The sequence below is a fragment of the Arsenicicoccus sp. UBA7492 genome, from assembly GCF_002479615.1.
Lineage (GTDB): Bacteria > Actinomycetota > Actinomycetes > Actinomycetales > Dermatophilaceae > Arsenicicoccus > Arsenicicoccus bolidensis.
Genome location: NZ_DLOE01000050.1, coordinates 1 through 11,030, shown reverse-complemented (window position 1 = coordinate 11,030; position 11,030 = coordinate 1). Strand labels below are relative to the sequence as shown.

Here is an 11,030-nt window from a genome sequence, read left to right as displayed (position 1 = left end):
GCGAGGGTGGCGACCTTGCCGACGCTGAGGTCGATGCCCTCGCCGCCGCTGAGGATGACCAGCGTCTGCCCGATCGCGATGACGCCGAGGAAGGACGCCACGCGCAGCATCGACACGACCTGGCCGTAGGACCCGAACCCCGGCGAGACGATCTCCCCCACGACGACCAGCGCGACGGCGAGCAGGAACGCGACGACCACGGGGTTGGTGAGGACCCGCCGGGCGGGGGCGGTGCGGCTCTCGGTGGCGAGCGTGCTCATGCTGCCTCCTGCCCGCGGGCGCTCAGGGCGGACAGGGCCAGGGCACCGATGACGACGAGTCCTTGGGCGAGCTGGCGATAGGTCGTCGGTATGCTGAGGAAGAACAGGATGCTGCTGACCAGGGAGAGCACGACGGCGCCGGCGATCGCGCCGATCGCCCCGCCCTCGCCCCCGCGGAGCGCGACGCCGCCGATGACGACGGCGGCGACGGAGTTGAGCGCGAAGTCCCCACCGACATAGGGGTCTCCGGAGCCGCTGTTGGCCAGGACGGCGACGGCGGCGAGCCCGGCGAAGGTGCCGGCGAAGGCATAGGTGGAGATCTGGGTGCGGGTGACCGGGACGAGCGAGGCGTAGGACGCCTGGACGTCCCCGCCGATGGCATAGACGTGGCGCATGAAACGGGTGCGGCGCAGCAGGAGCCAGGACAGGCCCAGCAGCAGCGTGAGCAGCAGGGTGACGGGGAGGCCGGCGACCGCCATACGCAAGGAGGTGGTGAGTGCCGCGGGCACGGTGCCGCCGGGCTTGGGGAGCACCCACAGGGTCGCGCCGATGAAGATCGAGGCCGTCGCGAAGGTCGTGATGAGGGGTTGCAGCCGGACGACCGCGACGATCAGGCCGTTGACGAGGCCGCAGGCCAGACCCGTGGCGAGGGCGGCGAGGATCCCGAGGGGCAGTCGGCCGTCCTGACCGTCCATGACCAGCAGCCCGACCACGCTGGCCAGGCCGAGGGAGGCGCCGAGGGACAGGTCCAGCCCGCCGCCGATGATCACGACGGCCTGCCCGACGGCGAGCAGCACGAGGGGCAGGAAGCCGGAGAACGACGAGGCGATGGAGTACGCCGAGAAGAAGTCCGGCTGCAGCACGGCGCTCAGGCCGATGGCCACCGCGAGCAGGAGCCAGGTCGTGCTGCGCGAGACGCGCGCCAGCAGCAGCGCGGTCGCGGGGTTGGTGGACGGCACGACGGTGGGGGTGGTCACTCGGCCTCCTCGGCGGTGGTGGCGGGCACCCGCATGGACGAGCCGACGAGGCGTTCCTCGGTGAGGTCGGCGGCGGCGAGGGTCTCGACGACGGCCCCTTCGTAGAGGACGAGAACCCGGTCGCACAGGGCGACCAGCTCGCTGTCCTCGCTGGAGTTGATCACCACGACCGCCCCGTCGTCGGCGAGGGAGCGGATGATCCGATAGATCTCCTCCTTGGCGCCGATGTCGACGCCCTTGGTGGGGTCGTCGAGCAGCAGGACGGCGGGCTCGTTGAGGATCCACTTGGCGAGGACGACCTTCTGCGCGTTGCCGCCGGACAGCGTCGAGACGGGCTGGCCGAGGTTGCCGACGGCGATCCGCAGGCGCTCCACCATGTCTCGCGCGACCGACGACTCGACGGCCTGACGGGTGAGGCCCACGGTGGCGCGACGACCGGCGCTGGCGATCGAGATGTTGTCCTGGACGCTGCGCTTGGCGAACAGGCCCTGGGTGTTGCGGTCGCCGGGGACGAGCGCGATGCCGGCGCGGGCCGCGGTGACCGGGGAGGAGAGGTCGACCTCGCGACCGTCGACACTGACCGTCCCCGAGGTGGCGGGCATGGCGCCGAACAGCGTGACCAGCAGCTCGGACTGACCCTGCCCCTGCAGGCCGCCGAGCCCGACGATCTCGCCGCGCTCGGCGGCCAGGGAGATCGCGTCGATGCCGGGGCTGGTGAGCTCGCGCATCTGGAGGCGCACGTCCCCGGTCGGCTCGTGCGCGCCCCGTCGGGTCACGTCGCCGACGTCGCCCACCATCAGGCGGATCATCTCGTCGGGCGTGGTGGTGCGGGCGTCGACGGTGGCGACGGTCGACCCCGAGCGCAGGATCGTCGCCCGGTCGCAGAAGTCGACGATCTCGTGGAGGCGGTGCGAGACGAAGATGATGCAGCACCCCGCCTGGCGGCGGTCCTCGACGAGCTCGCGCAGCAGCGCCACCTGGTCGCGGTGCAGCGACGCGGTGGCCTCGTCGAGGATGAGGATGCGCGGGTCGCGCAGCAGGGCCTTGCCGACCTCGACGAGCTGCTGCTGGGCGGGCGTCAGGCGGCGGACCGGGTCGTCGAGGCGGACCGGTGCACCCATGACGGGCTGGAGGGTGTCGAGCATCTGCCCGGCGCGCCCACGAGCCTGGCGGCCGCGGACGAGACCGAGCCGCGTCGGCTCGAGGCCGAGCACGAGGTTGTCCGCCACCGACAGCTGCGGCACGAGGCTGAGCTGCTGATAGACGGCGCTGATGCCGAGGCGGTGGGCGGCCATCGGGGAGTCGATCGTGACGGGGGCGCCGTCGAGGTGGATCGTGGCGGAGTCGGGCCGCACCGACCCCGCCACGACCTTGTTGAGGGTGCTCTTGCCGGAGCCGTTGGGGCCGAGCAGGCCGTGGACCTCGCCCGCCGTGACCTCGAGCGAGGCGCCCCGCAGCGCCCGGACGCCACCGAAGCTCTTGGTGGCGTCCCGGACGGTGAGCAGCGGGGTGGGCACGGGCGGGGCCTACTTGGCCAGGAGGCCGGCGACCTCGTCCTTGGTGAGGATCGAGTCCAGGACGTAGGTGTCGGGCTTGTCCTTGACCTTGTCCCACTCGGCGGTGAAGTTCTCCGGCGTGATGGCCGGCTCGAGGTCGAGGACCACGGAGTGCCCGTCGGTCAGCTTGGCCGGGTCGATCTTGCCGCCCTTGAGCTCGGCCATGGCGAGGTGCAGCGCCGTGGCGCCGGTCCCGGGCGGGTTGACGACACCGACGGACTTGAAGGCCTTGTCCTGCTGGCTCCACAGGCGCATGAAGCCGTTGCGGGCCTCGCCGGTCGTGACGATGGAGCTCTGCTTCTTGGCGGCGACGAGCGCCTTGAGGACTCCTTGCGCCATACCGTCCTGGGTCCACACGCCGTTGATGTCGGGATAGGTGGCCAGGAGGTTGGCCATGGCCTGCTGGCCCTTGGCCTGGTCCCAGCCGCCGTCGGCGGTGGTGAGCACCTGTATGCCGGCCGCGTCGAAGACCTTCTTGGCCGCGCCCCACCTGGCCTCGTTGGCCGGATGGCCGGAGATCCCGTTGACGGCGACGACCTTCTTGCCCGACCCGAGCTGCTGGGCGAGCCACTTGGCGCTGGTCTCGGCCCACTTGCCCTGGTCGATGCCGACGTTGGTCACGGACTTCTCGGTGACCGCCTGGTCGATGGCATAGACCTTGATGCCCGCGCTCGTGGCCTCCTTGAAGACGGCGTCGAGGGCGGAGCCGGAGTTGGGGTCGACGATGATCGCGTTGACCCGGGCCTTGATGAGGTTGCGGACCTGCTGGATCTGACCGTTGACGTCGGTGTCCTGGTTCTCCAGCACGAGCTGCTTGAGCTCGCCGGCGTCCTGGTAGGGCTTGGCGGCGTCCTGCATGTCCTGCACCATCTGGGTGCGGTACTCGCTGCCGACGAAGCCGTTGCTGACGCCGATCGTGAACGGCCCCTTGGCCGCTGAGGACCCGCTGCCGGAGCTGCTGCTCGTCGACGAGACGGTGCTGCACCCGGCGAGTCCGAGGCTCGCGACCGTGACGGTCGCGACGACAAGGTTCCTACGTCCCATTGGAGGCTCCTCGCTCTCACCCTTATTTGCACTATGCGAAAAAGGGTGTCTGCAGAGTAGACCCGCCGATGGGCCGGGCGCCAGAGGTGACGCAGATCTCGTCAGTCGAGCAGCTGGGACAGCGCGCCGTAGGTGTCGAGGGCGACGTGCGCCGCCCCGAGCAGGGCTCCGGCGTGGCCGGTGGACTCGCGGGCGATGCGGGGGACGGACAGGACGCGGCCGGTGAGCCGGCTCTCGAGCTCGCCGTGCAGGTGGTCGGCCAGCGGCGCGAACCGCCCTGCCAGCACGATGACCTCGGGGTCGAAGAGGGCGCACACGTTGACCAGGGCCGCGGCGAACTGGTCCAGCACCAGGGCGCTCAGGTCGCGGGCTGCGGGGTCGGTGCTGGTGAACAGCTGGGCGAAGATGTCGGACTCGGGCCGTATGGCGATCCCCGCATCCGCGGCCCGGCGCGCGAGGCCCACCGACCCGAGCTGCCGCTCCAGGTCGCCGTAGCCGACGTAGACGTTGGCGATCGCCGTGCTGTCGAGCAGCATGCGCCCGATCTGCCCCGAGCAGCCGGCGTTGCCGGGCCACAGCGCACGGTCCACGACGATGCCGCTGCCGATCCCGTCGAACACCGCGAGGACGAACAGCGATGCGGCGTCGCGGTAGTCGCCGACTCGGCTCTCGGCGATGGCGATCAGGTTGGCGTCGTTGGCGACGGCGACGGGCAGCCCGAAGCGCTCGCGGAGCAGGTCGCCGAGCGGCAGGTCGTCCCACACCAGCGACGGCGAGAACCGCACGACACCGGCCGAGGTGACCGGGCCCGGGACGGAGACGCCGAGGGCGAGGCAGCGGGGGTTGTCGTGCTCACCTGCGTCGTATGCCGTCGCCTCCGTCAGCGCCTGCTCGATCACGTCGAGGGTGTGGGCCAGGCGCGCGTCACCCGTCATCTCCGCGGCGTCGGGCACCCAGGTGCGCTCCCGCAGGACCGTCCCGTCGAGCCCGACGAGCGCGACCTGCGTGTGGTGGTCCGCGATGTCGACGGCGAGGGTGGTGGCCGCCGCGGCGTTGAGCCGGACGTGCCGGGTCGGCCGGCCGCCGGTGACGGCGCCGTCCTCCGACTGCACCAGCAGGCCGCTGCCCAGCATCTCGGCCACCAGTCGCGACACCGTCGACACGCTCAGCGCGGTCGCCTGCGCGACGTCCGCACGCGCCATGGGCCCTCGTGCGCGCAGCAGCTCCAGGATGCGACCGCTGTTGGTGCGCGCGATGGTTCGCGTGGTCATCGCAGGTCACGGGGCCGGTAGGTCATCGCCCCACCCTAGGCCGCTGATGGGACCCGGATCATGGGCGGATGACTCGGAGGGCTTGAATCGGCGTCGGCAAGACACCGATGCCATCACGCGACCAGAACGGGATCAGTTGGATCACTGTTTGGGACGACGACTTTGGCCAGTCCCCACTCGTGTGCCGCCTGCAACAAGACCGGCTCGCCACGAAGGGACGCCAGCGCTCCCGACTCGATCTGGCGGATGCGCTCTCTCGTCACACCGAAAGAACGCCCGATCTCGTCCAGCGTCATGGGGTCGCGACCGCCCAGACCGTGCCGCAACGCCAGGACCCGCGCCTCCCGTGGGGTGAGGAACTCCCACATCTGGGCGATGAGTTCACCGTGACCCAGCGACGTCAGCAGGTCCTGCACGTGGTCTGCGGCGTCAGGACGCTCCAGAATGTTGGGTACGTCGTCAAAGCCCGGAACCGGCGCAAGGTGAGTACGAGCGTCAACAACTTGGCTGAGAGTGACCTCCTCACCGAGGCAGGTGGGTTGGTCGTAGCACTCGCGCCACGTGAGGTCGTGCGACCGCCGAAGCCGATTGACCCGCACGGCCACCTCATGAGCGTGCACGGGGACTCGGATAGTGCGGGACTGGTCGGCCATCGCCCGCGTAATGGCCTGCCGGATCCACCACGTCGCGTAGGTGGAGAACTTGTTGCCCTGGGTGTAATCGAACTTCTCCACGGCACGGATCAGACCGAGGTTGCCCTCCTGAATGAGGTCCAGGAAGAGCATGCCGCGACCGGTGTAGCGCTTGGCCAGCGACACCACCAGCCGCAGGTTGGCCTCGATCAGGTGGTTCTTGGCGAGCTTCCCGTCCTGGGCAACCCACTGCAGCTCGGACCTGAGGTCTACATCGATGGTGCCGCCAGACGACAGCAGGTTCGTCGCAAACAGGCCGGCCTCGATCCGCTTCGCCAGCTCGACCTCCTTCTGAGTGTTCAGGAGGGCGACCTTCCCGATCTGCTTGAAGTAGTCCTTGACCGGGTCGGCAGTGGCGCCGGCGGTCAGGACTTGGCGAGAGGGTGCATCGTCCTCCTCCTGAGCCCAAACCAGGACGTATTCGTCGTCCGCCGATGCCACCGGTAGCGGCGTTTGATGGATCACTGAAGGGGCCGTGACGATTGAGGTCGCTGCCACATCGGGCGCGGCGGTCGCTGCTGGCTGACGACGGTGCCGTCTGGGGTAGGCGTCCGTCAGGGAGGTCTCCGCGGTGCCCAGCTCTGGAAGATCCTGCCTCGAGGGGAGCCTGATGAAGACTTCGCCAGCGCCACGGCCAGCGATCCCCTGAAGGAAGCGCTTGAGGGGCCCAACCCCCTCCCGTTCGAGGTCGACGGTGACGACCTCGAGCGCCCATGGCAGCAATTCCTCGAACTCGGTGGCATCTGGCCCGCCTGACGTGGGGTCCTCAGTCGTGTGGCTGGCAAAGAGGACGATGAATGTCGCTGGGCGGCCATCGGGCTTGCGTCGCACCACGCGGCCGAGGCGCTGAATCATCTGCCGTCGACGTCTGCTGCGGGCCAGGACGATGCCGAGGTCCACGTCGGGGACGTCGACGCCCTCATCGAGGATGCGAGGCGCCGCCAGCGCCTGCAGATCGCCCCGACCGAGCGCCACGAGATGCTCCTCTCGTTCGTCCTCTTTGGTCTCGCCGTGGACGCTCTCTGCCTGGCAACCCTGCGACCGCAGGACAAGGGCAGCAGCGTCTGCTGAGGAACGAGTCTGAGTGAAGATCAAGGTGCCGCGGCCGGTGCCGATCTCGTCGGCTATGGCAGCGAGGGCCCGCACCTTGGCTCGACACTCGGCGAGGACGGCACGGCGGTCGCTGAAGGCCCTGAGGAACTGCCTGGCGGTGATGGCCCCTGGGGCAGATTGGTCGATCAGCCGTTGAGCGGCCTGCAGCAAGGTGCCCACCTGCGTGCCGTCGAGGCCATAGGTGCTGACCAGGGTGCTTCGTGCCTTGGCCATGCGGTCCGAGGCATCGTCGTAGCGCACCCGCTCGTCATGGTCAAGATCCACGCCGGCGAAGGCGACACGGTACGGCGCAATGACCCCGTCGCGTAGAGCCTTTTCGTATCCCAGGGTGTAGACGACCCCCGCGAAGTACGCCTTCAGGATCGCGTCGCCGGCGTCCCCGCGCTCGACCGTGGCAGACAATCCCAGCCTCCAGGTGAATTGGGTACGCAGTGCCCGGGCCCAGGTCTCGGCGCCATACCGATGGCATTCGTCAGCCACCATCAATGGCGTCTCGCCGGGGGCCAGGTCTAGGTGGACGGCGCTGTGCACCGTTGTGACCAGGACGTGCCAGTCGCTCTTGCGGGGATCGTCGCCGATGGCGTGATGCGGCAGCGCCTCCCGCAGCACGCGGATCCACTGGGCCCGGAGGACGATGGTCGGCACGATGACGACGGCGCGATTGCCCGACTCCAGCGCAGCAGCGATGGCGGTGGTACCCACTCGCGTCTTACCAGCACCTGTTACCGCCTCCACGATGCCGACGTTTCCCCCGCCAGCCCACGCCTCAAGGGCCTCCTGCTGCCACGGAAAGAGGGGGAGCCCTGAGAGGTCGATGGGCAAGCCAGCCGGGGCCATGCTCCCAATCCCTCGTGCCTCTCCGGGTCGTGGTCCCGTGGACACCAGAGAGCGGCGTGCGAGCTCGAGCTGCTCGCGGATCTCCGTCAACCGTTGCTCCACGTCCGCGAGTTCGGTCGTGACCTCCGCCTCGGCAAGCAGGAGCGCCTGAAGCATCTCGTCGTGGACGTCAGCGTGCGCAACATTGCGCTGGCCCTCGGTGGTCATGCCTGGTTTTTACCCCATGGCACCGACATACCTAGGGGGGAAGGGGTGCTGATCCATGCGACTGGAGCATCAGCGCGTGTACGCACGGTTAGCATGGCGCCCATGCGCGTGGATGCGAAGGGGACGACCGCCGAGGACGTCGCGCCCGGTTCGATCGTGTGGATCCGGGACGAGGAGTGGTTGGTCACCCAGGTGGGACGCAACCGCGACGGGATTCTTGTGTCCTGCCAGGGTCTCTCGGAGCTGGTCGCGGGCACGTCGGCGCAGTTCTCTGCGGCGTTCGATGACATCGAGGTCGCCGATCCCCGCGCCACCAGGGTGGTCCCCGACGACAGCCCCAACTACCGGCAGTCACGGCTTTGGTTGGAGGCGGCCCTCCGCAAGACCCCGCTGCCGGTGGATGACCCCCACCTCGCCGTCGTCGACGGGATGCTCGCGGACCCCCTCGACTACCAGCGCACCGCCGTGCGCCAGGCGCTCAACCCCGACATCCTGCGTCCTCGCATCCTGCTTGCCGACACGGTGGGCCTGGGCAAGACGCTCGAGATCGGCATGATCCTGAGCGAGCTCGTGCGTCGCGGTCGTGGTGAGCGGATCTTGATCGTCACGCCGAAGCACGTGCTCGAGCAGATGCAGCACGAGATGTGGTGCCGCTTCGCGCTGCCCTTCGTCCGTCTTGACTCGGTGGGGATCCAGCGCGTCCGCCGGCGCCTGCCGGCCACGCGCAACCCTTTCGGGCTCTACAAGCGCGCGATCATCTCGATCGACACCCTCAAGAACGACCGCTATCTCGCCCACCTGCGCAAGCACCACTGGGACGCCGTCGTGATCGACGAGTCCCACAACATCACCAACTCGTCGACGCAAAACAACCGCTTGGCCAACGTGCTTGCGCCCCAGACGGATGCGCTGATCCTGGCCAGCGCGACCCCGCACAACGGCAAGAAGGAGTCCTTTGCCGAGCTGGTCCGGCTCCTCGAGCCGACGGCGGTCACGCCCGAGGGTGACATCGACCCCGACGAGCTGCAGCGGCTCGTCATACGACGCCACCGTCACTCCCCTGAGGTCGCCACCATCGTCGGGACCGATTGGGTCGAGCGGCAGCAGCCTCACAACATCCTCGTTAATGCATCCCCCGACGAGGACGCCATCGCGGAGGAGCTCGCCGACCACTGGCTCTACGCCACGCGCGAGGGTCGGGGCGCCGGCGACTCGCTCTTTGGCTGGACGCTCGCCAAGGCCTTCCTCTCCTCTCCCGCCGCCCTTGCCGAGACCGCCAGCAATCGACTCAAGCGCGCTCAGGCAGCGGATGCCTCAGACAAAGCCTCCCTTGAGCTCTTGATCGAGCTCGCCAGCAAGGCAAGCGAGCAACGGGCGGGGAAGTATGCCGCCCTCCTCACCGAGTTCGACCGGATCGGGATTGGCGCAAGGAATCCCGAGCGAGTGGTCGTGTTCGCTGAGCGCGTGGCCACCCTCCATTGGCTAAGGGACAAGGTCATGCGGGACCGCAAGCTCACCGCAGACCAGGTGCGTGTCCTCCACGGCGGCCTCACGGACGTCGAGCAGCAGCAGATCGTCGAGGAGTTCAAGCAGGAGAGCTCCCCCATCCGCGTTCTCATCACCGGCGATGTCGCCAGTGAGGGTGTCAACCTCCACCTACAGTGTCACGAGCTCATCCACTTCGACATCCCGTGGTCGCTCATCCGGATCGAGCAGCGCAACGGCCGCATCGATCGCTACGGCCAGCGGCACGCACCGCGCATCACCACCCTGCTGCTCAACCCGAGTCACCAGCACTTCCAAGGGGATCTGCGGGTCCTCACCTCCCTCATGCTCAAGGAGCACGAGGCTCACCAGGCGCTAGGCGACTCAGCCTCCCTGATGGGGCAGCACAGTGTGCAGGCGGAAGAAGACGAGATTCTCAAGGTCCTCCAGCACAAGAAGACGCTGGACGAAGCCGTCCAGACGCCTGAGCAGGTGCTGCGAGGGGGCGACCTCGACGCCCTCCTCGCCCAGCTCAGCACTGCTGTGGCGGAGTCAGCCCAGACGCCACTGCTCACCCCCTCCTCGCCACACTCGGCGTCCGGCCTCTATGACAGTCACGCCGACTTCCTCCGGGAGGCTGTGTCTGCCGCCTACCCCAGGCCGGCCCAGGCGCCAGGTGATCGCGGCGCGGGCGGCGTGGGGTGGGTCGAGCACCAGGCCGACCAGATCATCCAGCTGACCCCGCCAGAGGACCTGAAGGCTCGTCTGGCCGTGCTACCCCAGAGCTACCTGAGCGATCGGCAAGTCACCACCACCTTGCGCCTGGCCACGAGCGCCACGAAGGGCAAGACCGAGCTGGCACGTGCTCTCAGCGACGAGCAGTCGTCGTCCTGGCCGGCCGCGCACTTCCTCGGCCCGCTCCATCCCGTTCTGGATTGGGTCAGCGATCGTGTCCTGGCGCGTCTGGGTCGTGGCGAGATCTTTGCCGTCCGTGGCGACGGCGACTCGACCAGCGTCCTCCTGCAAGGCACCCTCACCAACAAGGCCGGCCAGACGGTGTCGGCGGTGTGGATCCAGGTCGAGTTCCCGGACCCAAGCTCGGGGTTCGCCATGGTGCAGGTGCACGATTCCGCAGCCGGGATGCTTGAGGCAGTCGGGGTCCATGGTCGTATGTCGAACCCCGGCACCATCGCCGACATCGAAGTCCTGCGGGATCGCATCCCTGCGGCCGTGGATAAGGCTGAGGCAGCGCTGGAGCAGACCTTTGCCGCCGCCGAGGCTGCCGCGGCGGCCCGAGTGGATGCGTGGGCCGGGCGGGTCCAACGCTGGGACCAAGAAGCCAGCGCCCTCATCCAACGGGGCGACATCAGACAGCGTCGCGTGAGCGTCGAGCAGGAGCGGGCGCTGGCGGATGCTCGCCGACCGGACCGCCGCTTCTTGAGACCGCTCCTCGTCGTCGTTCCCGCCGACCATCCCGTGTCCACCAGCGAGGAAGGGGCCTGACCGTGCCCATCAGCGACGCCCTGATCGTCGGCGAGGACTGGATCAGCGAGCACTACTTCACGACCTGAACCGCCCCGGGTTTGGT

6 protein-coding genes and 1 pseudogene are annotated in these 11,030 nt (G+C 68.8%); 1 reads left to right on the top strand and 6 read right to left on the bottom strand.

From position 1 onward, the window contains the following. From B4E97_RS15890 to B4E97_RS15865, 6 genes and pseudogenes are all read right to left on the bottom strand, one after another. Positions 1-260: pseudogene (locus B4E97_RS15890) on the bottom strand (ABC transporter permease); the annotation flags it as partial. After that, positions 257-1,237 carry an ABC transporter permease gene (locus B4E97_RS15885; RefSeq protein ID WP_286960689.1) on the bottom strand — a complete coding sequence of 327 codons (981 nt, stop codon included), beginning with the start codon at positions 1,235-1,237 and terminating at the stop codon, positions 257-259. The pseudogene B4E97_RS15890 and the gene B4E97_RS15885, both read right to left, overlap by 4 nt. Beyond that, positions 1,234-2,754, bottom strand: coding sequence for a sugar ABC transporter ATP-binding protein (locus B4E97_RS15880; protein WP_286960687.1), 1,521 nt, complete (start codon positions 2,752-2,754; stop codon positions 1,234-1,236). Before B4E97_RS15880 ends, B4E97_RS15885 begins: the two co-directional genes overlap by 4 nt. A 9-nt stretch (positions 2,755-2,763) precedes the next feature. Then, on the bottom strand, positions 2,764-3,837 hold the full coding sequence (locus B4E97_RS15875; protein ID WP_286957130.1) for a substrate-binding domain-containing protein: 1,074 nt from the start codon (positions 3,835-3,837) through the stop codon (positions 2,764-2,766). 101 nt (positions 3,838-3,938) lie between these two features. Then, a complete protein-coding gene (locus tag B4E97_RS15870; RefSeq protein ID WP_286960686.1) occupies positions 3,939-5,108 on the bottom strand; it encodes an ROK family transcriptional regulator in 1,170 nt (389 codons plus the stop codon). 113 nt (positions 5,109-5,221) lie between these two features. After that, a complete protein-coding gene (locus B4E97_RS15865) occupies positions 5,222-7,957 on the bottom strand; it encodes a sigma-70 family RNA polymerase sigma factor (RefSeq protein WP_286960685.1) in 2,736 nt (911 codons plus the stop codon). Here B4E97_RS15865 and B4E97_RS15860 point away from each other — a divergent pair. Continuing rightward, the gene (locus B4E97_RS15860) at positions 7,913-10,945 is read left to right on the top strand and encodes a helicase-related protein (protein WP_286960684.1); all 3,033 of its coding nucleotides are present in this window, start codon (positions 7,913-7,915) and stop codon (positions 10,943-10,945) included. The two genes, B4E97_RS15865 and B4E97_RS15860, sit on opposite strands and share 45 nt — an antisense overlap. Positions 10,946-11,030: the final 85 nt, after the last annotated feature.

Coding starts and splice junctions, on each gene's coding strand:
- B4E97_RS15875 (WP_286957130.1), bottom strand. CDS start 3,837: ATGGGACGTAGGAACCTTGTCGTCGCGACCGTCACGGTCGCGAGCCTC.
- B4E97_RS15870 (WP_286960686.1), bottom strand. CDS start 5,108: ATGACCACGCGAACCATCGCGCGCACCAACAGCGGTCGCATCCTGGAG.
- B4E97_RS15865 (WP_286960685.1), bottom strand. CDS start 7,957: ATGACCACCGAGGGCCAGCGCAATGTTGCGCACGCTGACGTCCACGAC.